Here is a 23,405-nt window from a genome sequence, read left to right as displayed (position 1 = left end):
CGCTCACCCGGTGAACGCGCTGAACCGTACGAGGGCTCGGTCCGGGCCCTCGTACGTCACGTTCACCGTCACCGCGTCGGCGCCCGCGCCCGCCGGTGGCCCCGCCGCCTCGACGTGTCCAGCCGGCTCTGCACGGTGCACCGGGTGCCGTACGCGCCCTGCGGCAGTTTTCCGCCGCCGAACTCAAGCGCCTCGGCGCACGGCACCTGCTCCGGGACCGCAAGCGCGGCCCCCGGCAGCACCCGTCTGCCGCGTCCCCGGCCCGCCATATCGGCCGCCGTGTGTTCACCGGCCCGCCGTCCGGGCACTGGATCATGTCAGCCAAAGGCTGACAGGGCCCGCCAGGGCTTGCCACCCCCCTCCCCGCATGGGGGAGGATGGCGGGATCCGTACGAAGGGAAAAACACGGTGAGCATCGACCCGTCCTCGATTCCGAACTTCGGGGGCCAGCCCGAGCCGCAGCCCCAGGGACCGGGCGGCCCCGTCCTCCCGGATCAGGACCTCGTGAAGCAGCTCCTGGAACAGATGGAGCTGAAGTACGTCATCGACGAGGAGGGCGACCTCGCGGCGCCCTGGGAGCAGTTCCGCACCTACTTCATGTTCCGCGGGGAGGACGAGCACGCGGTCTTCTCGGTGCGGACCTTCTACGACCGCCCGCACCAGATCGAGGACAAGGCCCAGCTCCTCGAATCGGTCGACGACTGGAACCGCCGCACCCTGTGGCCCAAGGTCTACACCCACACGCACGACGACGGCACGGTCCGCCTCATCGGCGAGGCCCAGATGCTGATCGGCACCGGCGTCGACCTCAACCACTTCGTCTCGTCCACGGTCAGCTGGGTGCGCGCCGCGATCGAGTTCGACAAGTGGCTGGTCGAGCAGCTGGGCCTGGAGGAGGATGTCGACGGCACGGACAAGCCGCAGGACGGCGAGGCCGACTCCGGCGAGTGACCGGCCCTCTCCGCTACAGCGGCGCGTTCCCCAGCACCAGCAGGTACGCGCCGTAGAGGTACGACAGCCCGGCCAGGGACGCGACCAGTACGGCCGCGTGCCAGGGCCGGGCTTTCGCCGTGCGCACCAGCGCGCGGGCCGGCGGCAGCAGCAGCGGGAAGGCCGGCAGCAGGAAGCGCGGCTTGGACTCGAAGATGCCCGAACCGCCGAGCACGACCAGCAGCAGCACCCCGCTGTAGACCAGCAGCGGCAGCGGCGGCCGGTCGAGCGCCAGCAGCACGAAGAGCACCACGCCCACGGCCACCAGCAGCAGCGCCATGGGGAACACCACCCGGCCGCCGTGCAGCAGCAGGGCGCGCACGAAGCGCAGTGAGCCGCGCCCGAGGTCGAACCGGGAGCCCCAGCGCGCCTGGACGGCGAAATAGCCGCCCAGCAGATCGCCCCGGCGCCGGCCCACCCACAGCAGGAACGCGGTCCAGCCGAGCGGGGCGAGCGCCGCGCCCGTCCACAGCCTGTGGGAAACCCGGCCGCGCCGCCGCCACACCTCGCAGGCCGCTGCGGCGAGCACGGCGGCGGCCACCGCGAACCCGTTCGGACGGGCCAGCCCCGCGAGCGCCGCCAGGGACCCCGCCCACAGCCAGCGCCCGGTCAGCACCGCGTACAGCGACCAGGCCGCGCACGCGGCGAGCACCGGCTCGGTGTACGCCATCGACAGCACCACCGAGTGCGGCAGCAGCCCCCACAGCAGCACCAGCGCGATCCCCACCGGCCGCCCGTACAGCAGCGTCCCGACCGCGTACAGGCCCGCCGCGGCCACCAGCGCCGCCGACCAGGACACCAGCAGCCCGGCCGCGCCCCCGCCGAGCGTGCTCACCTCGCTCACCGCCCGCACCAGCGCCGGGTACAGCGGGAAGAACGCCAGATCGCTGTAGCCGTGCCGGCCCAGGGCATGGCCGTACCCGTGCGCCGCGATGCCCAGGTACCAGACCGAGTCCCAGGAGCGGCCCAGCAGGGCCAGGACCGGCCGGCCCGCGGCCTCGGCGAGCAGGGCGAGGACGGCGGCACCGGCGAGCCGCGCGCCGAGGAACAGACCTACGGCTACGCCGCTGGCCCTGAGCAGGGAGAAGCGGGCGCGTTCCCCGGGCGCGGGTTCGGGTGCGGTGACGGGCGGGGAGAGGACGGTGCCGGCATGGGTCACAGTTCCGCACTGTGCAAGGATCCGCCGCCGGATGCGAGCAGGGCGCGGCCAACCGGCGGCGAACCGTCCCTCACATGGCCCGCAGGCGCTCCGCCGCCTCGCGCAGCACGTCCTCGCGCTTGCAGAACGCGAACCGCACGAAGGGGGCGCCCGCCTCGCGGTCGTCGTAGAAGACCGCGTTCGGGATGGCGACGACACCGGCGCGTTCGGGCAGGGCGCGGCAGAAGGCGAAGCCGTCCTTCTCGCCGAGGGGGCGGATGTCGGTGGTGATGAAGTAGGTGCCCGCCGGCTCGAACACCTCGAAGCCCGCCGCCGTGAGCCCCGCCGACAGGATGTCCCGGCGCTCCCGCATCGAGCGGCGGAAGTCGTCGTAGTAGGACTCGGGCAGGGCGAGGGCCTCGGCCACCGCGTACTGGAAGGGGCCCGAGGAGACGTAGGTGAGGAACTGCTTGGCCGCGCGGACCGCGCTGACCAGGGCGGGCGCGGCCGTCACCCAGCCGACCTTCCAGCCGGTGAACGAGAACGTCTTGCCGGCCGAGCCGATGGTCACCGTGCGCTCGCGCATCCCGGGGAAGGAGGCGAGGGGCAGGTGCTCGGCGGCGTCGAACACCAGGTGCTCGTACACCTCGTCCGTCACCACCAGCAGGTCCCGCTCCACCGCGAGCTCGGCGATCGCGGCCAGCTCGGCGCGGGTGAGGACGGTACCGGTGGGGTTGTGCGGGGTGTTGATCAGCAGCAGCCGGGTGCGGTCGGTGACGGCGGCGCGCAGCTCGTCCAGGTCGAGCCGGAAGCTGCCCTCGTGCGGGCGCAGGGTCACCGGCACCCGGCGGCCGCCCGCCAGCGCGATGCTCGCCGCGTAGGAGTCGTAGTACGGCTCCAGGGCCACCACCTCGTCGCCCGGCTCCAGCAGCGCGAGCAGGGCGGCCGCGATGGCCTCGGTGGCCCCCGCCGTCACCAGCACCTCGGTGTCGGGGTCGTACGACAGGCCGTACCGGCGCTGCTGGTGCGCGGCGATCGCGGTGCGCAGCTCGGGGACGCCGGGGCCCGGCGGGTACTGGTTGCCGCGCCCGTCGCGCAGCGCCCGTACGGCGGCCTCCCTGACCTCCTCGGGGCCGTCGGTGTCGGGGAAGCCCTGGCCCAGGTTGATCGACCCGGTGGCGACGGCGAGGGCGGACATCTCCGCGAAGATCGTCGTACCGAACTCGGCGAGCCTGCGGTTGAGGAGGGGGCGCGCGGTGGAGGTCATGGCGGCCATCCTGCGCCCAAGCTCTGGAGTTCCTCAACTCCGCTTTGGCGCTCGCCCCGGGCGGGCATCTCCGGGGCACCGCGCACGGCGCGGGAAGGAACGAGGCGCCCACGGGGGGCGGCTTCGGGGGACCGGAAGAGGGTGGCGCCATGGATCCGTTCGTCATCGGGCTGGTGGGAGTGTTCGTCCTGTTCGTCGTCGTCGCGCGGGTGTCCGGCAGACGCGGCAGGGGCGGGGCGGCCCGGCGGGGCGGGCGCGGCGGGCGGGGGTCGGGCTCGTCGGCGATGTTCGGCGGGGGCGCGGCCGGGGGCGGCGGCCGGTGGGGCGGAAGCGGCACCTCCGGCTCCTCGTCGTCGGCGAACAGCACCGGCGACCCGGGCAACAGCTGGTGGGCCGGGGACACCGGGTCCTCCTCGGGCGGCCACCACGGAAGCCACGGCGGTCACCACGGCGGCCACTCCTCCTGCGGCGGGGGCCACTCGGGACACTCCTGCGGTGGCGGCCACTCCTCGTGCGGCGGCGGCTCGTCCTGCGGCGGAGGCGGTGGCTGCGGGAGCAGCTGAGGGGGTGGTGAGCTGGTGGGTCGGGGTGTTGGGGCGGGGTGGGGAGAGGCTGCCGGGGTGAGGGGTGCGGGACATTGGGCCCGCGCCGGCGTGCGCCGTGGTGGAACAGTTGAGCTGTGGGCCCCCCGACGGATGGAATGCCCCCGAAGTTGGGTAAAAACGCTGTGGCAGCCCCTCTGTTCATGATTCCCTCTAAAACGCCAATGCAGCCAACGCAGCCCCCAGGACGTCTCGCGGACGCCTCGTACCGGCCGGGCCGGCTGGGCTGACACGGCCAACTCCCCTCATTTGCGTGTTAGCGGAGCCGACCCATGCTCACGACCCTGAACACCAGTTACAGCGATACGCGCGCTGCCGACCTCGCCTGGGCCCTGGGGCGCGAACCGCTTCCCGCCCTGGCCACCCTCGACCTCGAACTGACCGGCGCGAAGCTCCAGTTGAGACTGCTCGGCGCCTCCCACCAGGTTCTGCTGGAGGAGGAGCGCGGCCTGTGCTCCGAGACCGTGGCCTGCATCCCCGGCTCCAGCACCCCGCTGCCGCTCGGCGTCGCCAAGCGCGTCGGCGACTGGGAGTACGAGTTCGCGGCGCGCGTCGAGATGCTCACCCCGGGCTCCTTCGCGGGCCGCGCCCAGGAGTTGCTCGCCCTCGTCTCCGAGCACCCGCACGGACTCGCGGGCGTCTTCCCGGGCAGCCCGCACGCGTTCACCGCGATGCTGGCCCAGCGGCACCAGGACCATGTGCACTGGCGCACCTGGCACGCCTACCCGCAGGACGGTCAACTCGTCGCCACCCGGACCCGGGTGGGGGCGCGGGCGCGCGGCGGGCGGCCCGGCCAGGACGCCGAAGCGGCGTAGTCCGGGATGTCCGCCGCATAAACCCGGATGGGGTCGACCGCCCCCAGATCCACACCTGTGGGTGACGAAGCGTGCCCGTCACGTGACGTAACGTCGCAGCGTGATCGAACCGCACGCCCCCGCGCCCCCGGGCGCCCCGCCCTCCCGGACCGGCCCCGCCGGGCTGCCCGTCCGGCCCGGCACCGGGCGGTTCCTGGTCCTCGTGTGCGTCTTCGTCTGCGCGGCCTGCGGACTCGTGTACGAGCTCGAACTCGTCGCGTTCGCCTCGTACTTGATCGGCGACTCGGTCACCCAGGCGTCCGTCGTGCTGTCCGTGATGGTGTTCGCGATGGGCATCGGCTCGCTCGGCGCCAAACGGCTGCGCCGGCACACCGCCGTCGGCTTCGGCGCGGTCGAGACGCTGCTCGCCCTGGTGGGCGGGTGCAGCGCGATGGCCCTGTACGCGGTGTTCGCCTGGACCGGCGGCTGGGGCGGACTGTGGGCCGAGGGCCCGCGCTGCCTGCTGGTCGCCTTCTCGCTCGCCATCGGCCTGCTCATCGGCGCCGAGGTCCCCCTGCTGATGGAGCTGATCCAGCGCATCCGCCGGCAGGACGCGCCCACCGCCGTGGCCGACCTGTTCGCCGCGGACTACGTCGGCGCCCTCGTCGGCGGCCTCGCCTTTCCCTTCGTACTCCTGCCGTTCTTCGGCCAGTTGACCGGCGCGCTGCTCACCGGCACGGTCAACCTCGTGGCGGGCGGCGCCCTCGTCCTCGGCCTCTTCCGGCGCGATCTGACCCGCCGCGCCCGCTGGTCCCTGCTCCTCGTCGGCCTCACCGTCCTCGGCGTCCTCGCCTCGGCCGCCGCACTCTCCGCCGACTTCGAACGCGCCGCGCGCCGGGCGGTGTACGGCACGGACGTCCGGGTCGCCGTGCAGACCGGGGTGCAGGAGGTCGTCCTCGCGGGGGGCACCGACGGCCGCCCTCTCGACCTCTACCTCGACGGCCGGCTGCGCGTCGGCGGCCAGGACGCCCGCCGCTACCACGAGGCCCTGGTCCACCCCGCCCTCGCCGGGCCGCACGCCCGGGTGCTGATCCTCGGCGGCGGCGACGGCCTCGCCGCGCGCGAGGTGCTGCGCCGGCCCGGAGTGCGCCGCGTCGACATCGTCGAACTCGACGCGAAGCTCGTCCGGTTGGCACGCAGCGACCTCGGCCTCGCCGCCGCCAACGGCCATGTCTACGCCGACCCCCGCGTCCACCTCACCACCGCCGACGCCCTGGGCTGGCTGCGCACCGCGCCCGGCGCCTCGTACGACGTGGTGATCGCCGACCTCCCCGACCCCGGCATCACCGCCAGCACCAAGCTGTACTCCGAGGAGTTCTACGGCCTCACCCGCCGGGTGCTCGCCCCCGGCGGCCGTCTCGTCGTGCACGCCGGGTCCGTCACCACCCGCCCGCGTGTCTTCTGGACGGTCGCCGCGACCCTGCGCGCGGCCGGACTCGCCGCCACCCCCTACCGCGTCCTCGGCCACGACCCCGGCTTCCCGGCCGGCCCCGACCGCTCGGCGGGCGCGCCCGAGGCCCCGCACGACTGGGGCTTCCTGCTCGCCGCCGCGGGCCGCGCGCCCCCGCCCCTGCGTCTCGACCCGACGGTCCCCGTCGTCACCCTCACCCCGGCCGGCCTCGCGGCGGACCGGCGGGCGGCCGAGCGGATCAGGGTCGGGGGGCTGCCCGCCTCCACCCTGATCCATCCGCGGTACTGAGCAGGTGCCCGCTCCGGCGAGGGTACGATCCGCCCGCTCCTGGGTAGGCTCAGCCGACATGGAGCACCAGGTCTTCGTCCCGGTCCCGGCCGACCGTCTCGCCACGGCACTCGCCGACCCCGCGCGCGTCGCCCGGGCCGTCCCCGGGCTACAGCAGGACGCCGGCGCCCCACCCGTCGCCGGACGCCTCAAACTGCGGGTCGGCGGACACTCCGTCACCTATCGCGGCACCGCGCGGGTGCTCGCCCGGGAGGACGGCACGTACACCGTCGAGGGCGATGCCACCGAGGCCCGCGGCGGCGGCGCGGTCAAGCTCGCCCTCACCCTGCGCCTCGCGGACGCCGAGGGCGGTACGACGGTCACGGCCGAGGGCGGCGCGGACGCCTCGGGACGGATCACGGAGCTTCCCGCGGACACGGTCGCCGCGGCGGCGGCCCGGCTGCTGACCCGGTTCCTGGAGGCGCTGGGGGAGCGGGCGAAGGAGCCGGGGAAGGAGGCGGAGGAGGCGCCGGAGGCCGGGCGCGCGTCCGTCTTCGACACCGAGATTCCGCCATCCTCGCTCGAACCCGAGGCGGACGACGAGCGCGCCGAGGAGGGCGCGCGGGAGCCGGCCGAGGGCGTGGAGAGCCCCGCGGACGACTTCACCGACACCGGCGTACCGCCCGCCGAGGCGGCCCACGCCCGCCGCACGATGATCGGCCGCAGCGCGGAGGAGGTCGACCACGCCCCGCCGCGCGGCCGCTATGCCCCGGTACCCGCCCCGCAGACCGTTTCGGCGAACCAGGCACTCAAGTGGGCCGCCCCGGCGGCGGCGTTGGCGGTGGCGTCGGCGATCGTGGTGGGCCGGGCGCTGCGCAGGCGCCGCTGACCGGGCACCCCGAGAGGGAGCGCGGGGCCGTGTCCGATTTGCGGCTCCGCCGCACGGGCGCGATCAGCCACCGGCGCACCGAAGCCGTACATCGGACCGCACCACCCCAGTACTGTCGTCCCGTGAGTAACGAAGACATCACGCTGACCGCGGGCGACGCGGAGGTGATCGTGCGGCCCGGGAGCGGCGGCCGCATCGGTGGACTGAGGATCGGCGGCACCCAACTGCTGCGGCAGGGCGACCGCTTCGGCTGCTTCCCGATGGTCCCCTGGGCCGGCCGCATCCGCGACGGGCGGTTCCTGGACGGCGGCGTCGTCCGCCAGATGCCCCTGAACTCCCCGCCGCACGCCATCCACGGCACGGCCCGCGACGGCGCCTGGCGCACCGCGCGCGTCACCGAGCACGAGGCGGTGATCACACACGAGCTGACCGACCCCTGGCCGCACTCCGGCCGCGTCACCCAGATCGTCGCGCTCGCCGAGGACAGCCTGACGCTGACGATGGCCGTGGAGACGTACGACGACTCGTTCCCGGCGCAGATCGGCTGGCACCCCTGGTTCCACCGCAGCCTCGACGGCGTGGACGTGGCCCTGGACTTCACGCCCGCCTGGCAGGAGGAGCGCGGCGCCGACCACCTGCCCACCGGCAACCGGATCGACCCGAAGCCGGGCCCCTGGGACGACTGCTTCGGGATGCCCGGCGGCGTCGACGTCACGCTCACCTGGCCGGGCCTGTTGGAGCTGAAGGTGGCGAGCCGCGAGGAGTGGGCGGTGGTCTACGACGAGCAGGACGAGGCCGTCTGCGTGGAGCCCCAGACCGGGCCGCCCAACGGGCTGAACACCTGCCCGCGCCTGGTCACGCCCCTGGAGCCGCTGGAGGCGACCACCACCTGGAGCTGGCGGCGCCTTTAAGCTGGCCGCATGAGCGACGTACGCGCTGAGCTGCTTCAGCAGATCAAGGACAAGGCCGTGGTGCACGGCAAGGTGACCCTCTCCTCGGGTCTGGAGGCCGACTACTACGTCGATCTGCGCCGCGTGACCCTGGACGGCGAGGCCGCCCCGCTGGTCGGCCAGGTGCTGCTGGACCTCACCGAGGACCTGGAGTTCGACGCGGTGGGCGGGCTCACCATGGGCGCCGACCCGGTCGCGGCCGCCATGCTGCACGCGGCCGCCGCGCGCGGGCGCCGGCTGGACGCCTTCGTGGTCCGCAAGGCCGCCAAGGCGCACGGGATGCAGCGCAGGGTCGAGGGTCCGGAGATCAGGGGCCGCCGGGTCGTGGTGGTCGAGGACACCTCCACCACCGGTGGTTCCCCGCTGACCGCCGTGGAAGCGGTGCGCGAGGCCGGTGCCGAGGTCGTCGCCGTCGCGACCATCGTGGACCGGGCGACCGGCGCCGCCGAGAAGATCGAGGCCGGCGCGGGGGTGCCGTACCGTTTCGCCTTCTCGAAGGATGAACTGGGTCTGGACTGACACGCCCCTTTGACCTGGACTTGGGGGGGCGGCGTGCGTCACCCCCCGTCTGGAAGGATGGGGGACCGACGACGACGTCACCCACCAGGTCTAGGTCAGGGCCGTACGCAGAACCCACCCGCAACACAAGGAGCGGACAGATGCCCATCGCAACCCCCGAGGTCTACGCCGAGATGCTCGACCGGGCGAAGGCAGGCAAGTTCGCCTACCCGGCCATCAACGTCACCTCCAGCCAGACCCTGCACGCCGCGCTGCGCGGCTTCGCGGAGGCGGAGAGCGACGGCATCGTCCAGATCTCGACCGGGGGCGCCGAGTTCCTCGGCGGCCAGTACAGCAAGGACATGGTGACCGGCGCGGTCGCGCTCGCCGAGTTCGCGCACATCGTCGCGGAGAAGTACCCGGTCAACATCGCGCTGCACACCGACCACTGCCCGAAGGACAAGCTCGACGGGTATGTCCGTCCGCTGATCGCCCTGTCCAAGAAGCGCGTCGAAGCCGGTCTCACCCCGCTGTTCCAGTCGCACATGTGGGACGGCTCCGCCGAGACCCTCGCGGACAACCTGGAGATCGCGCAGGAGCTGCTGGAGCAGGCCCGTGCCGCCCGGATCATCCTGGAGGTGGAGATCACCCCGACCGGCGGTGAGGAGGACGGCGTCTCGCACGAGATCAACGACTCCCTGTACACCACGGTCGACGACGCGATCCGTACGGCGGAGGCGCTCGGCCTCGGCGAGAAGGGCCGCTATCTGCTGGCCGCGTCCTTCGGCAATGTGCACGGCGTGTACAAGCCGGGCAACGTCGTGCTGCGCCCCGAGCTGCTGAAGGAGCTCAACGAGGGTGTGGCCGCGCGGTTCGGCAAGGAGTCCCCGTTCGACTTCGTCTTCCACGGCGGCTCCGGCTCCAGCGAGGAGGAGATCCGCACCGCGCTGGAGAACGGCGTGGTGAAGATGAACCTGGACACCGACACCCAGTACGCCTTCACCCGTCCCGTCGCCGGCCACATGTTCGCCCACTACGACGGCGTCCTGAAGGTCGACGGCGAGGTCGGCGACAAGAAGTCCTACGACCCGCGCACCTGGGGCAAGCTGGCCGAGGCGGGCATGGCCGCGCGCGTCGTGGAGGCCACGCAGCACCTGCGCTCCGCGGGCAACAAGATCAAGTAAGCGCTCGGGCGCCGGTCACGGCGTTCGCGGCGTCCAAGGCGTCCAAGGCGTCCACGGCGGACTTGGCGGCTTTTCGAGCCGCCGGGTCCGCCGTATCGCTGTATATGTGGGGGCATGCCCGAAGTCCGGCTCGGCTCGTCCCGGGGTACGTGGATCCTGCTCACCACGGTGCTCGGTTCCAGCATGGCCATGCTGGACTCGACCGTCGTCAATGTGGCGCTGCCCCGCATCGGCCGCGATCTGAACGCGAGCCTCGGCGCCCTCCAGTGGACCGTGAACGCGTACATGGTCACGCTGGCCGGGCTGATCCTGCTCGGCGGCTCCCTCGGCGACCGCTACGGCCGCCGGCGGATCTTCGTGCTCGGGGTGGTCTGGTTCGCCGCCGCCTCCCTGCTGTGCGGCATCGCGCCGAACTCCGTGCTGCTGATCGCGGCGCGCGCCCTCCAGGGCGTCGGCGGGGCGCTGCTCACCCCCGGCTCGCTCGCGCTGATCCAGGCGTCCTTCCATCCCGACGACCGCAGCCGGGCCGTCGGCCTGTGGTCCGGGTTCGGCGGGATCGGCGCTGCGGTCGGCCCCTTCCTGGGCGGCTGGCTGGTCTCCGGGCCCGGCTGGCGCTGGGTGTTCCTGCTCAATGTGCCGCTCGCCCTGCTCTGCGTGCCGGTGGCCCTGCGCCATGTCCCGGAGTCGGCCGACGAGCACGCGCACGGCCGTTTCGACGTCCTCGGCGCGGTCCTCGGCGCGCTGTCGCTCGCGCTGCTGACGTACGCGCTCATCGAGGCGCGGGAGAGTACGGCGGCGGTGGTGGTGAGCGCGGTGCTCGGCCTCGCCGCGGCGGCCGCGTTCGTGTACGTGGAGCGGCACCGGCCCGACCCCATGCTGCCGCCGGACGTCTTCGCCTCACGGCAGTTCACCGCGGTCAACCTGGTCACGCTGTGCGTGTACGCGGCCTTCGGCGGCTTCTTCTTCCTCACCGCGCTCCAGTTGCAGGTGGCGGTCGGCTGGTCGCCGCTGGTCGCGGGGACGGCGCTGCTGCCGACGACCATCCTGATGCTGCTGTTCTCCTCCGCCTCCGGCGCGCTGTCCGACCGCACGGGCCCGCGGCTGCCGCTCACCGTCGGGCCGCTGCTGTGCGCGGTCGCGATGCTGCTGATGCTGCGCGTCGGGCCCGGGGCGAGCTATCTGACCGATGTGCTCCCCGCGCTGCTGGTCATGGGCGCCGGCATGGTCACCCTCGTCGCCCCCCTCACCGCCACGGTCCTCGCCTCCGTCGACACCGCCCGCGCGGGCGTCGCCAGCGGCATCAACAACGCGGCGGCCCGGGCGGCCGGCCTGGTGGCGGTGGCGGCGCTGCCGCTGCTGGCCGGGATGGGGCCGGACGCGTACCGCTCCGCGTCGGCCTTCGACGCCTCCTTCAACCGGGCCATGCCGATCTGCGCGGGCGTCCTGGTGCTGGGCTCGGTCCTCGCGTTCTTCCTGGTCACCGGCCGTCCGACAGCGGGATGCCAGCATCCGGAGCGACATACGCACTGCTCGCTGACGACGCCGCCGCTGGAGGGGGAGCGGGCCGGTCCGTAACCGTCCCCCAGGGGTTTTCGCCGCCGTACCCCAGGGGTTCTCCCGGACGCGCACGCCGGTACGCGAGACTGGACCCATGACCATTCACGAGAACCTGCTCGGCGGGCCGCCCCCGACCCACCTCCCCGATGACCCGGAACCCCGTGAGCAGCTGGCCCAGGGCACCGCGCCGGCGGACGTCGCCGCGCAGCACCCCACCTCCTCCCTCGCGTGGGCGCAGCTCGCCGACGACGCCTTCGAGCGCGGCTCCGTCGTGGAGTCGTACGCCTACGCCCGTACGGGCTACCACCGCGGCCTCGACTCGCTGCGCCGCAGCGGCTGGAAGGGCCACGGCCCGGTCCCCTGGGAGCACGAGCCCAACCGCGGCTTCCTGCGCGCCCTGCACGCCCTCGCCCGCGCCGCCCAGGCCATCGGCGAGCAGGAGGAGTACGAGCGCTGCGCCCAGTTCCTGAAGGACTCCTCGCCGACCGCGGCCTCGACCCTCGGCTGAGACACGGTGTGTCACCTGTGTGGCCCGTCTGGCAACAGGCGGGCCTTGCCGTACCCGGGGTGATTGCGGAGGATGCGAGTGGGGACCGGGGCCCCCGTGCCGGCATCGGCAGGGGCGGACCGCTACCCGTAGCAACACAGGAGACAGCGATGTCCCAACAGGCTCACCCCCACGAGGCCGCTGAGCCCGAGACCCCGCATCTCGACTTCGCGGGCACGACGCCGTACGAGGACTACGTCCGCGCGGACCTGCTCACCCACCTCCAGCACACCCTCTCCGACGACCCCGGCGAGATGGTCTTCCTGGTCACCACCCAGGTGATGGAGCTGTGGTTCACGGTGCTGGTGCACGAGTGGGAGACCGCCGCGAAGGCGCTGCGCTCGGACGACGTGCCCACGGCGATCGCCGCGCTGAAGCGTTCCGTGCGCGAGCTGGAGGCCCTGAACGCCTCCTGGACCCCGCTCGCCGGTCTCACCCCCGCCCAGTTCAACTCCTACCGCGCCGCCCTCGGCGAGGGCTCCGGCTTCCAGTCGGCGATGTACCGGCGGCTGGAGTTCCTGCTCGGCGAGAAGTCCGCGTCCATGCTCGTCCCGCACCGCGGCGCCCACCGCGCGCACGCGGAACTGGAGAAGGCGCTGCACGAGCCCAGCCTCTACGACGAGGTGCTGCGGCTGCTGGCCCGCCGGGGCCACGCGATCCCGGCCGAGGTCCTGGACCGCGATGTCGCCCAGCGCCATGAGCCCGTCGCCGCCGTCGAACAGGTCTGGACGGAGATCTACTCCGGTGATCAGGACGGCGAACTCGTCCGCCTCGGCGAGGCGTTGACCGACGTGGCCGAGCTGGTGTGGCGCTGGCGCAACGACCATCTGGTCGCCACCCGCCGCGCGATGGGCTCCAAGACCGGCACCGGCGGCTCCGCCGGGGTGGCCTGGCTGGAGAAGCGCGCCCGCAAGAACGTGTTCCCCGAGCTGTGGACGGCCCGCTCCTATGTCTGAACTCACCTTGCAAGCGAAGGAGTTGGACGCGGCGGACGCGCTGGCGCCGGTGCGGTCCCGCTTCCTCCTCGACGATGCCGTCTACCTCGACGGCAACTCGCTGGGCGCGCTGCCCGCGCATGTCCCGGGCCGGATCGCGGACGTCGTGCGCCGCGAGTGGGGCGAGCTGCGGATCCGCTCCTGGGAGGAGAGCGGCTGGTGGACCGCGCCCGAGCGGATCGGCGACCGGATCGCTCCGCTGGTCGGGGCGGCGCCGGGGCAGGTCGTGGTCGGCGACTCCACCAGCGTCAATGTGTTCAAGGCGGTCGTGGCCGCGGCACGGATGGCCGGCGAGGAGCGCACCGAGATCCTGGTCGACGCCACCACGTTCCCCACGGACGGCTATATCGCCGAGTCGGCGGCCCGCCTGACCGGCCGCACTCTGCGCGCGGTGACGCCCGCCGAGGTGCCGGACGCGCTCGGGCCCCGTACGGCGGCGGTGCTGCTCAACCATGTCGACTACCGCACCGGGCGGCTGCACGACCTGCCCTCGCTCACCGCGGCCATCCATGCCGCGGGCGCGCTCGCGGTCTGGGACCTGTGCCACAGCGCGGGCGCGCTGCCGGTGGGGCTCGACGCGCACGGGGTCGATCTCGCGGTCGGCTGCACCTACAAGTACCTGAACGGCGGCCCCGGTTCACCTGCGTTCCTGTACGTCCGCCGCGAGCTCCAGCCCCGCTTCGACTCCCCGCTGCCCGGCTGGAACTCCCATGCCGAGCCCTTCGGGATGCAGCCTTCGTACGCTCCGGCGCCGGGCGCGGTGCGCGGCCGTGTCGGTACGCCGGACATCCTCTCCATGCTGTCGCTGGAGGCGGCGCTGGAGGTCTGGGAGGGCGTGGGCATCGACGCGGTCCGCGCGAAGTCGCTCGCGCTGACGGACTTCTTCCTGTCGTGCGTGGCCCACTACGCCGGGGACCGGGTCGAGTCCGTGACCCCGACCGCCCACGGCGAGCGCGGCAGCCAGGTCTCCCTGCGCTGCGAGAACGCCGGTGACGTCATGAAGCGGCTGATCGAAGCGGGTGTGGTGGGCGACTTCCGCCCGCCGGACGTTCTCCGCTTCGGCTTCACCCCGCTGTACACGAGCTTCGCGGAGGCGGAGCGGGCGGCGCGGGTGCTGGGAGCGGTGCTCGGGTAGTCACCGCCGAGCCTCATCCGCCCGCGGTCATCGGCCGCGGGCGGGTGCGGGACCGGTCGCACCCGCCGGGGAGCCCGGCCGACGCGAACGAGCGGTCCGGCCCGGCCCCCACCCCGCGTACCGGCACGTCACACGCCTGATACCGTTCCCCGCCAACGGCCGACGACGCCCCCCACCTGGTCCGCCGCCCCCCAAGTACGTTGCATCATGGAGAGGTTGGAGCATGCCGGACGACGCCGCCGCAGCCCGCGCCGCCGCCGAAGAGGAGTCGGCCTTCTCGCACGACCCGGTCGACCCCGATGCCACCGCCTCCTACGGCACCCACCCCGACCAGGTGATCGACTTCTACGCCCCCCGCACGGCGGGAGACGCCCCGGCCCCGCTGGTCGTCGTCCTGCACGGCGGTGCCTGGCGCGCCCGTTACGACCGCCGGCATGTCACCCCCTTCGCCGACTTCCTGGCCCGCAGGGGCTTCGCGGTGGCCAACGTCGAGTACCGCCGCGGCGGCGACACCGAGCCGGTGGGCGGCACCCCGCCCGCGGGCCGCTGGCCCGACACCTTCGAGGACGTCGCCGCCGCCCTGGACGCCCTCCCCGGCCTGGCCCGTACGGCGCTCCCGGGGGCCGATGTCCGCCGTACCGTCCTCACCGGCCACTCCGCCGGTGGCCACCTCGCGCTGTGGGCCGCCGCCCGGCACGTCCTGCCCGCCGACTCTCCCTGGCGGCTGCCCGAGGCCGCCCCCCTGCGCGGTGTCGTCGCCCTCGCCCCGATCGCCGACTTCACGGTCGCCGAGCGACTGGCCGTCTGCGAGCACGCCTCCCTCCAACTCCTCGGCGGCAGCGCCCACTTCGAGCAGCGCCTGCCGTACGCCGACCCCGCCCGCCTCCTCCCGACAGGCATCGCCACCACCCTCGTGCAGGGCCGCGCCGACCTCGTCGTACCGGAAGCGGTCAGCGAGTCCTACGCGGACGCCGCGGCGAACGCGGGGGAACTGGTGGGCCTGACCCTGCTGGCGGACGTGGGCCACTTCCCCCTGATCGACCCGGCGGCGGACGCGTGTATCACGGTCGCGGAGGAGATCGCGCAACTGGCCTGGTGACGAGGGAACTCGGGGGCGAGCACGACGTGCACGGCGCGATCGTCGACCGTCCGGGTCACCGAAGCACAGGCGTACCCTCCTCGCAGGTACGCCGTCATACCCGTAGTACCTGAGAACTACCCCCCAGGACAGCTCCCCGGCGGGACGCCGACGACGGCCGCCGCTTTCTAACTTCCTTACCAGCCAAGCCCGATGGCCGGGACGGCTGGAAGGAAGCCGTCATGGGGCGCCTCGCGCACCGTACCCGTCGTACCGCCGTCGCCGCTCTGCTCGCCGCGGCGCTCACCGTCCCGCTCTCCGCGGCCGCCCGGCCGAATGTTCCGGCTCCCGCTCCCGCGGCCCTGCCGCCGCTCACCCCGGCCGGCCTCGCCACCGCGTACGCCGCCAACCGTGCCGACGCCACCCGTGCCGCGCGGATGGCGGCCGCCCACGGCGACTCCCGCCGTGCCGCCGCCGACCGGGCCATCGGCTCGACACGGCGTCAGCCGCTGGCCTTCGACGGGCGGGGCGCGGGCCTGGTCTCCGAGGTGTTCGGCGATCTCGCGCACGCCGGGCACATCGCGGTACTGGTCCCCGGCTCGGACACCTCCCTCGACACCTACCCCCGCTTCCACCGCGCGGCCGAGGCCCTCTACGCGGCGGCGAACCGCGGCCCCGGCCCCCGTACCGCCGTCGTCGCCTGGCTCGGCTACCGCACACCCAGCACGGTCAGCACCACGGTCGCCACCACCACCCGAGCCGACGAAGCCGCGCCACAACTCCAGTCGTTCGTCAGGACGTTGCGCGAGCTGGCCCCCGGCTCGCACCTCTCCGTCGTCTGCCACTCCTACGGCTCCGTCGTCTGCGGGCGTGCCGCGCACGGTCTCGATGTGGCCGACATCGCCCTGGTCGGCAGCCCCGGCACCGGCGCGGGCGACGTGGCCGCCCTCGGCACCCGCGCCCGGGTCTGGGCGGCGCGCGGCGGCGACGACTGGGTGGCGGATGTGCCGCACGTCCGCGTCGATCTGCTCCTCGCCACCGTCGGCCTCGGCGCCGACCCCGTCTCCAGGGACTTCGGCGCCCGGGTCTTCGACGCGGGCCCGGCCGACCACAGCGGCTACTTCACCCCGGGCTCGGCCTCCCTCGCCAACCTGGCCCGGATCACCCGCGGCGAGACCTCGGAGGTCACCCGTGGCTGACAGCCCTGCGAAGAAGGGGAGGTGGCAGGCCGTACGGCACGGCGCGCGGCGCGTCGACGAGGCCACGCCCGACTCCCGTGACCGTGCCGTCGACGCCCTGCGGGCGTGCGCGATCCTCGGGGTCGTCCTCGGCCACTGGCTGGTCACCGCGCTGGTCGCGCACGACGGCGGGCTGTACACCGCCAGCCCCCTGGGGCGCATGCCCTGGCTGGCCCCGATCTCCTGGATCTTCCAGACCCTCGCGGTGTTCTTCCTGGTGGGCGGGCACGTGGCCACCAAGAGCCTCGCCTCCGCGCGCGCCCGCGGTCTGACATACGGGCAGTGGCTGCGCGCCCGGCTCGGCCGCCTCGCCCGTCCGGTCCTCGCCCTGCTCTGCCTGTGGGCCGTGGTCACCGCGGGCCTGCTGCTCACCGGCGCCCCGGCGGACACCGTCCACACCCTCGTCAAACTCGCCCTGTCCCCGCTGTGGTTCCTGCTGGTCCTCGCCGCGCTGACCGCCGCGACCCCCCTCGTCGCCCGCCTCCACCCCCTGTGGCCGCTCGCCGTCGTCCTCCATGTGGACGTGCTGCGCTTCGGCCTGCACCTCGGCCCCTCCTGGCTCGGCTGGGCGAACCTGCCCGCCGGCTGGCTGGTCCCCTACACCCTGGGCGCCGCCTGGACCCGCGGTGAACTGGACACCCGCCGCGCGGGCCGGGTGCTGCTGTTCTTCGGTACGACGGCCACGGTGGGCCTGGTCTGCTGGGCGGGCTACCCGGCCGCCATGGTCGGCGTGCCCGGCGCGGCGATCTCCAACCTGGACCCGCCGACCCTCGCCGCCGTCACCTTCGGCCTCGCCCAGTGCGGCCTGGCGCTGCTGCTGCGCGACCGGCTGCGCCGCGCGCTGCGCCGCCCGCTGCCGTGGGCGGCCGTGGCCACGGTCAACCTCTCCGCGATGACGATCTTCCTGTGGCACCAGACCGCCCTGATGACCACCACCGCCGCGACCCTTTGGGCCGGCCGCCTGCCCGGCCTGCACACCGTCCCCGACGGCCCGGCCTGGATCGCCGCCCGGCTCGGCTGGCTCCCGGTGTTCGCGCTGGTCCTCACGGTGTGCTGGGGCGCGTTCCGGACGTACGAGCAGGGCGGCGGCGGCCGTCGGCGTGTGCGAGGGTGGCGGGTGCGGGGGCGGCGCAGCAGGGTGGTGCGGGTGCACCGGGGTGTCGGGCGGGGCGGGCAGGCCGGGCGGCGCGGGCGCGTCGCGCGCGTCGGGCAGGCCAACGGCGCTGCGGGCGGCGAGGATACGGGGGCTGTCCCCCGTGTTCCGCGAGGTCACCGTGTCTAAGGTGGACGGCGTGACGGAATCGGGGGATCGTCAGGGGTTCGCGCTGCTCGCGGACCGCGGGCGGCAGGGGCTATGGGTGCCGGGAGCGCTGCGGGCGCTGCGCGTGCTGCGCGACGACCTGTGGACGGCGCGACGCGATCCACTGCCCGTGTTCGTGTGGCTGCGCTGGCTGCCGCACGGACTGGTCTGCCTGGCCGCGTTCGGGGTCGCGCTCGGCGGTGTGGCCCAGTTGGGGAACAACGGCGGGCTGAACCCGGGCGCCGCCTTCGCGATCGGCTTCGCACCGGCGGGCGCGGTCCTGCTCGCGCTGCGCCGGCCCGTCGCGGCCTGGTGGCTGTCCATGGCGGCGACCGTGGTCTGCGCCATCGCCGTGCGCGCGCACCTGGGGGAGACACCCGGGGTGGTGTTCTCCTGGCCCTGGACGGCCGCCGGGATCATCGGCCACCTGCTGGTCCTGCTGCTGCTCGCGCTGCGGGTGCGCGCCCGGGTGGCGGTCGAGGCGCTGGCCCTGACCGCGCTGCTGACCTGGGCCCTGGAGGGCGGCTGGGGCGGGGCCGGCTATCAGCCGACCGGGGTCGCCGCGGTGGTCCTGTCCGCGGTCGTCACGGTGCTCGGCATCGCCCTGCACGGCCGCCGCCAGGCACGCGACGAACTCGTCGAGCAGACCAGCCTCACCGCCGAGGAGCGGGCCCGGCGCACCCTCCTGGAGGAGCGCAGCCGTATCGCCCGGGAACTGCACGACGTGGTCGCGCACCATATGTCGGTCATCTCCATCCAGGCCCAGGTGGCCCCCCACCTGGTGGAACGGCCCTCGCCCGAACTGGTCGAGAACCTCACGGGCATCCGGCAGAACGCGCTGGACGCCCTGACCGAACTGCGCCGGGTCCTCGGCGTGCTGCGCTCCGAGCACCCGGAGGACCCCGAGGGCCCCTACGGGCTCGGCGCACCCGGCACCGGCGCCGCCCCCGACGCCCCCCAGCCCACCCTGGCCCGGCTCGGCACCCTGATCGAGAACACCCGGGCCGCGGGGCTGGACGTGAGCGCGGAGGTGCGGGGCGCGGTACGGCCGTACACCCCGGGCGTGGAGCTGTCGGCGTACCGGATCGTGCAGGAGGCGCTGAGCAACGCGCTGCGGCACGCGCCGGGCTCCCGGGTGCGCGTCGAGGTCGTCCACGGCCCGGACGGGCTCCAGTTGGAGATAGCCAACTCCCGCCCCCGGCGGAAGGTTCCGCCCTCCCCGGGCGCCGGGCACGGACTGCTCGGCATGCGCGAGCGCGCGGCGATGCTCGGCGGCCGGGTCACCGCTGCCGCCACCGCCCAGGGCGGCTTCACGGTCACGGCCTTCCTGCCCGGCGACGGCACCCCGCCCCCGCCCATGTCCACCCCAGGAGAAAAGACCCCATGACGAGCGGCGCCGGCCCCATCCGCGTACTCATCGCCGACGACCAGGAGATGGTCCGGCAGGGCTTCACCGTACTGCTCAACGCCCAGCCCGGCATCGAGGTCGTCGGCCAGGCGGTGGACGGCCGGGAGGCGATCACGAGGTCCGCCGAACTGTCCCCGGACGTCGTCCTGATGGACATCCGCATGCCCGAACTGGGCGGCATCCAGGCCACCGAGCACATCGCCGTCGCCCAACCCGCCGTCAAGGTCCTGGTCCTGACCACCTTCGACCTGGACGAGTACGTGTACGACGCGTTGCGCGCCGGCGCCTCCGGGTTCCTGCTCAAGGACGCCTCCGCCGACAAACTCGCCGAGGCGGTACGGGTGGTGGCCGGCGGCGACGCCCTGCTCGCCCCCGGTGTCACCCGGCGCCTCATCGCCGAGTTCTCCCGGCTGCACGGCGGTCGCCGCTCCCCGCGGCACCGGCGCGTGGGGGACCTCACCGAACGGGAGACGGAGGTACTGGCGCTGATCGCACAGGGGCTGAGCAACGCGGAGATAGCGGGCAGGCTGGTGGTGGCCGAGCAGACGGTGAAGACCCATGTGGGCCGGATCCTGGTGAAGCTGGGACTGCGGGACCGCACCCAGGCCGCGATCTTCGCGTACGAGTCGGGCCTGATCCGGCCGGGGACGCGGTGAGGGCCGTATGCCCCGAGTAGTACCTGAGACGGAGGCCGGGGAACCCGACTCCAAGGTGACGTCCGGACACCGCCCGCCGCCTACGGTTTTCCCTGTGACCGAGACGACGCCCCCGCACCCGACAGGACCGTTCGGGTCCGGCCGCCCGCGCAGCCCGGAGTTCCGGCTGGCCGCGGATGCCCTCGCCGGGCTGCGGCAGGACCTGTTCCACGACGCCTTCGCCTACCGGCCGCTGCCCCCGCTCGGCCCCGACAGCCGCTTCGTGCGCCGCCGTTCGGGCCGGCTGAGGGAGTACGCGCCCTGGGGCCGGCACGCCGTGGTGGCCCTCTTCGGCCTGCTGGCCTTGTGGATCGCCCTGTTCCGCGCCGACACCTCCATGGGGCCGGCCATGATCTGCGGTCTGCTGGCCCTGGCGCCGGTCCTGCTGACCCTGGTCCGCCCGGCCGGGGCGTTCTGGCTGTCCCTTGCGGGGTGCACGGTCACCGGGATCATCAGCGGCAGCGATCCGATGAGCAGCAACTGGACGCCGAGCAGCTTCTTCTCCCACCTGGTGGTGCTGACCGTCGTGGCGATCCGCACCCGGCCGCGCACCGCTGCCTGGATGTGGGCGCTGACCGGGGCGTACAGCTTCTTCGACGCGAGCCTGTTCGGCCACGCGTACGACCAGGACGCCATAGCCCAGATGATGTTCGTGTCCGCGCTGATCCTGCTGGTGGTCGCCGTGCGGCACGTCCGCAAGGAGGCCGCCCTGGAGGTGACCGCGCAGCAGACGGTGACCGAGCACGAGCGTTCGCGGCGCACCCTGCTGGAGGAGCGCACCACCATCGCGCGGGAGCTGCACGACGTGGTCGCCCACCACATGTCGGTGGTCGCCATCCAGGCGGAGGCGGCGCCGTACCGGGTGGAGAACCCGCCGCCGGAGCTGGAGAAGGCGTTCGTCACCATCCGGGAGAACGCGGTGGCGGCCCTGACCGAGCTGCGCCGGGTCCTCGGGGTCGTCCGCGCGGAGGACTACGAGGCACCGGACGCCCCGCAGCCCACGCTCGCCGATCTGGACCGGCTGCTCGCCAATGTCCGCGAGGCCGGGCTCACCGTGGACAAGGCGGTGACCGGCGCGGTGCGCGAACTGCCGCAGGGGGTGGAGCTGTCCGCCTACCGGATCGTCCAGGAGGCGCTGAGCAACACCCTGCGGCACGCGCCGGGGGCGAGCGCCCGGGTGGAGGTCTCCTACGTACTCGGCGGGCTCGGGCTGCGCGTGGTCAACGGGCCGCCGCCCGCGCCGAGCCTGCTGAAGCCGTCACCGGGCGCGGGGCACGGCCTCACGGGCATGCGCGAGCGTGTCACCATGCTGGACGGCGAGATGACGGCGGCCCGCACCACCGAGGGGGGCTACGAGGTGGCAGTGTTCCTCCCCGTGGCGACCCCGGCGGCCGAACCCGAGGGCGGCGCATGACGATCCGTGTCCTGATCGCGGACGACCAGATGATGGTCCGCGAGGGCTTCTCCGTCCTGCTGAACGCGATGCCGGACATCGAGGTCGTCGGCGAGGCCGTCAACGGCCGCGAGGCGGTGGAGCGGGTACGGCAACTCGCCCCGGACGTCGTCCTGATGGACATCCGGATGCCCGAGCTGAACGGCATCGAGGCGACCCGGGAGATCGTCGCGGCCGACGCCGCGGCGAAGGTCCTGGTGCTGACCACCTTCGACCTGGACGAGTACGTCTACCAGGCCCTGCGCGCGGGCGCCTCCGGCTTCCTCCTCAAGGACGCCTCGGCGCGCCAACTGGCCGACGGGGTGCGGGTGGTGGCCGCCGGTGAGGCGCTGCTCGCGCCCTCCGTCACCAAGCGCCTGATCTCCGAGTTCTCCCGCCTCCCGGAGGCCCGTCGGCCGCTGCCCGCGGCCCAGGGCGCCTACGGCGACCTCACCGACCGCGAGACCGAGGTCCTGGTCCTCATCGCCCAGGGCCTGTCCAACGCGGAGATCGCCGAACGCCTGGTGGTGGCCGAGTCCACCACCAAGACCCACGTCAGCCGCATCCTGGTCAAACTGGGCCTGCGCGACCGCACCCAGGCGGCGGTGTTCGCGTACGAGGCGCGGCTGGTGACGCCGGGCTGAGCCCATGGCCTGGTCAGATCCGGTCCGGCGGGTTAGCGTCGGCGCATGTCAGGGCCTGTAGACCTCGCTTTCGATCCCTGGGACCCGGCGTTCGTGGCCGATCCGTACCCGGCGTACGCCGAGTTGCGGGCACGCGGGCGGGTGGTCCGGTACGAGCCCACAAACCAGTGGCTGGTGCCGCACCACGCGGACGTCTCGGCGCTGCTGCGGGACCGGCGGCTCGGGCGGACGTACCAGCACCGCTTCTCGCACGAGGAGTTCGGGAGGAGCGCGCCGCCGGCCGCGCACGAGCCGTTCCGGACGCTCAACGATCACGGGATGCTGGACCTGGAGCCGCCGGACCACACCCGGATCCGGCGGCTGGTGTCGAAGGCGTTCACCCCGCGCACGGTGGAGCGGCTGAAGCCGTATGTGCGCGGTCTGGCCGACGAGCTGGTCGGGGGCCTCGTCCGGGACGGCGGCGGCGATCTGCTGACGGATGTCGCCGAGCCGCTGCCGGTGGCGGTGATCGCCGAGATGCTGGGGATCCCGGAGGCGGACCGGGCGCAGCTGCGGCCCTGGTCGGCGGCGATCTGCGGGATGTACGAGCTGAATCCGTCCGAGGACACGGCGGCGCGGGCGGTCCGCGCATCGGTGGAATTCTCCGAGTATCTGCGGGAGTTGATCGCCGAGCGGCGCGGGCGTCCCGGGGACGATCTGATCTCCGGGCTGATCGCCGCGCACGACGAGGACGACCGGCTGACCGAGCAGGAGATGATCTCCACCGCGGTCCTGCTGCTCAACGCGGGCCACGAGGCCACCGTCAACGCCACGGTCAACGGCTGGTGGGCGCTCTTCCGCAACCCCGCCCAGCTGGCCGCCCTGCGCGCCGACCACTCCTTGATCCCCACCGCGATCGAGGAGTTGATGCGCTACGACACCCCGCTCCAGCTCTTCGAGCGCTGGGTTCTGGACGACATCGAGATCGACGGCACGGTGATCCCGCGCGGCGCCGAGATCGCCATGCTCTTCGGCTCCGCCAACCACGACCCGGCCGTCTTCCCCGACCCCACCCGCCTCGATCTCGCCCGCGCCGACAACCCCCATATCTCCTTCAGTGCCGGCATCCACTACTGCATCGGCGCCCCCCTGGCCCGCCTCGAACTGACCGCCTCCATGACCGCCCTCCTGAACCGGGCCCCCACCCTCACCCTGGCGAAGGACCCGACCCGCAAACCGAACTTCGTGATCCGGGGCCTGGACGGGCTGAGCGTGGAGGTGCGGTGATCACCCGTTCGGCTGATCGGGCGGACGTTTTGGCATATGCCCCACGGGGGCACGGCACGC

23 protein-coding genes are annotated in these 23,405 nt (G+C 73.6%); 20 read left to right on the top strand and 3 right to left on the bottom strand.

All coding sequences use genetic code 11. The annotated features are described in order from the left end of the window. Window positions 1–3: 3 nt before the first annotated feature. A complete protein-coding gene (locus HEP81_RS18360) occupies window positions 4–141 on the bottom strand; it encodes a hypothetical protein (protein WP_172636897.1) in 138 nt (45 codons plus the stop codon). Window positions 142–408: 267 nt separating this feature from the next. Between HEP81_RS18360 and HEP81_RS18355 the strand changes: the two genes are divergently transcribed. Next, a complete protein-coding gene (locus HEP81_RS18355; RefSeq protein WP_037658393.1) occupies window positions 409–951 on the top strand; it encodes a type III secretion system chaperone family protein in 543 nt (180 codons plus the stop codon). 13 nt (window positions 952–964) lie between these two features. Here HEP81_RS18355 and HEP81_RS18350 read toward each other — a convergent pair whose 3' ends face one another. Beyond that, complete coding sequence (locus HEP81_RS18350) at window positions 965–2,149, bottom strand: glycosyltransferase family protein (RefSeq protein WP_051850324.1); 1,185 nt, start codon at window positions 2,147–2,149, stop codon at window positions 965–967. A 70-nt stretch (window positions 2,150–2,219) separates the two neighbouring features. Then, on the bottom strand, window positions 2,220–3,404 hold the full coding sequence (locus HEP81_RS18345) for a pyridoxal phosphate-dependent aminotransferase (RefSeq protein ID WP_037658395.1): 1,185 nt from the start codon (window positions 3,402–3,404) through the stop codon (window positions 2,220–2,222). 140 nt (window positions 3,405–3,544) lie between these two features. Here HEP81_RS18345 and HEP81_RS18340 point away from each other — a divergent pair, with 140 nt between their 5' ends. The 19 genes from HEP81_RS18340 to HEP81_RS18255 all read left to right on the top strand — a co-directional run bounded on the left by HEP81_RS18340 (window position 3,545) and on the right by HEP81_RS18255 (window position 23,345). Beyond that, window positions 3,545–3,958, top strand: coding sequence for a hypothetical protein (locus HEP81_RS18340; RefSeq protein ID WP_037658397.1), 414 nt, complete (start codon window positions 3,545–3,547; stop codon window positions 3,956–3,958). A gap of 311 nt (window positions 3,959–4,269) precedes the next feature. Further along, window positions 4,270–4,812 (top strand): DUF2617 family protein, encoded by a 543-nt coding sequence (locus HEP81_RS18335; protein ID WP_037658399.1) that lies wholly within the window; start codon window positions 4,270–4,272, stop codon window positions 4,810–4,812. 100 nt (window positions 4,813–4,912) lie between these two features. Then, the gene (locus HEP81_RS18330; RefSeq protein WP_037658400.1) at window positions 4,913–6,550 is read left to right on the top strand and encodes a polyamine aminopropyltransferase; all 1,638 of its coding nucleotides are present in this window, start codon (window positions 4,913–4,915) and stop codon (window positions 6,548–6,550) included. A gap of 58 nt (window positions 6,551–6,608) precedes the next feature. After that, window positions 6,609–7,418 carry an SRPBCC family protein gene (locus HEP81_RS18325; RefSeq protein ID WP_037658402.1) on the top strand — a complete coding sequence of 270 codons (810 nt, stop codon included), beginning with the start codon at window positions 6,609–6,611 and terminating at the stop codon, window positions 7,416–7,418. 122 nt (window positions 7,419–7,540) lie between these two features. Beyond that, window positions 7,541–8,329, top strand: a complete 789-nt coding sequence (locus tag HEP81_RS18320) for an aldose epimerase family protein (RefSeq protein WP_037658404.1) — start codon at window positions 7,541–7,543, stop codon at window positions 8,327–8,329. A 9-nt stretch (window positions 8,330–8,338) separates the two neighbouring features. Next, on the top strand, window positions 8,339–8,887 hold the full coding sequence (gene pyrE / locus HEP81_RS18315) for an orotate phosphoribosyltransferase (RefSeq protein WP_037658405.1): 549 nt from the start codon (window positions 8,339–8,341) through the stop codon (window positions 8,885–8,887). Window positions 8,888–9,027: 140 nt separating this feature from the next. Then, on the top strand, window positions 9,028–10,050 hold the full coding sequence (gene fbaA, locus HEP81_RS18310) for a class II fructose-bisphosphate aldolase (protein WP_037658406.1): 1,023 nt from the start codon (window positions 9,028–9,030) through the stop codon (window positions 10,048–10,050). 114 nt (window positions 10,051–10,164) lie between these two features. Beyond that, window positions 10,165–11,625: an MFS transporter gene (locus tag HEP81_RS18305; RefSeq protein WP_037658408.1), complete on the top strand. Its 1,461-nt coding sequence runs from the start codon at window positions 10,165–10,167 to the stop codon at window positions 11,623–11,625. A gap of 76 nt (window positions 11,626–11,701) precedes the next feature. Further along, window positions 11,702–12,115: a DUF3151 domain-containing protein gene (locus tag HEP81_RS18300; protein ID WP_037658410.1), complete on the top strand. Its 414-nt coding sequence runs from the start codon at window positions 11,702–11,704 to the stop codon at window positions 12,113–12,115. Between the two features lie 149 nt (window positions 12,116–12,264). Then, window positions 12,265–13,110, top strand: coding sequence for a tryptophan 2,3-dioxygenase family protein (locus HEP81_RS18295; protein WP_037658412.1), 846 nt, complete (start codon window positions 12,265–12,267; stop codon window positions 13,108–13,110). Next, complete coding sequence (kynU, locus tag HEP81_RS18290) at window positions 13,103–14,284, top strand: kynureninase (protein WP_037658414.1); 1,182 nt, start codon at window positions 13,103–13,105, stop codon at window positions 14,282–14,284. Before HEP81_RS18295 ends, kynU begins: the two co-directional genes overlap by 8 nt. Before the next feature lie 223 nt (window positions 14,285–14,507). After that, window positions 14,508–15,383, top strand: a complete 876-nt coding sequence (locus HEP81_RS18285; RefSeq protein ID WP_037658416.1) for an alpha/beta hydrolase — start codon at window positions 14,508–14,510, stop codon at window positions 15,381–15,383. Between the two features lie 221 nt (window positions 15,384–15,604). Further along, window positions 15,605–16,561: an alpha/beta hydrolase gene (locus HEP81_RS41535; RefSeq protein ID WP_037658418.1), complete on the top strand. Its 957-nt coding sequence runs from the start codon at window positions 15,605–15,607 to the stop codon at window positions 16,559–16,561. After that, window positions 16,554–17,882, top strand: coding sequence for an acyltransferase family protein (locus HEP81_RS18280; RefSeq protein WP_243279471.1), 1,329 nt, complete (start codon window positions 16,554–16,556; stop codon window positions 17,880–17,882). The genes HEP81_RS41535 and HEP81_RS18280 overlap by 8 nt, the downstream gene beginning before the upstream one ends. A 10-nt stretch (window positions 17,883–17,892) precedes the next feature. Beyond that, a complete protein-coding gene (locus HEP81_RS18275; protein WP_375139840.1) occupies window positions 17,893–19,287 on the top strand; it encodes a sensor histidine kinase in 1,395 nt (464 codons plus the stop codon). Beyond that, window positions 19,284–19,964, top strand: a complete 681-nt coding sequence (locus tag HEP81_RS18270) for a response regulator (protein ID WP_037658420.1) — start codon at window positions 19,284–19,286, stop codon at window positions 19,962–19,964. Before HEP81_RS18275 ends, HEP81_RS18270 begins: the two co-directional genes overlap by 4 nt. Window positions 19,965–20,058: 94 nt before the next feature. Continuing rightward, window positions 20,059–21,417 (top strand): sensor histidine kinase, encoded by a 1,359-nt coding sequence (locus tag HEP81_RS18265; protein WP_037658422.1) that lies wholly within the window; start codon window positions 20,059–20,061, stop codon window positions 21,415–21,417. Next, window positions 21,414–22,079: a response regulator gene (locus tag HEP81_RS18260; RefSeq protein WP_037658423.1), complete on the top strand. Its 666-nt coding sequence runs from the start codon at window positions 21,414–21,416 to the stop codon at window positions 22,077–22,079. Before HEP81_RS18265 ends, HEP81_RS18260 begins: the two co-directional genes overlap by 4 nt. Before the next feature lie 45 nt (window positions 22,080–22,124). Further along, entirely contained in the window at window positions 22,125–23,345 is a 1,221-nt protein-coding gene (locus tag HEP81_RS18255; protein WP_037658425.1) for a cytochrome P450, read from the top strand. Window positions 23,346–23,405 lie beyond the last annotated feature (60 nt).

The sequence above is a fragment of the Streptomyces griseofuscus genome (assembly GCF_014673495.1).
Lineage (GTDB): Bacteria > Actinomycetota > Actinomycetes > Streptomycetales > Streptomycetaceae > Streptomyces > Streptomyces murinus.
The sequence above is the reverse complement of the archived record's forward strand: the minus strand, read 5'-3'. Positions and strand labels throughout refer to the sequence as shown.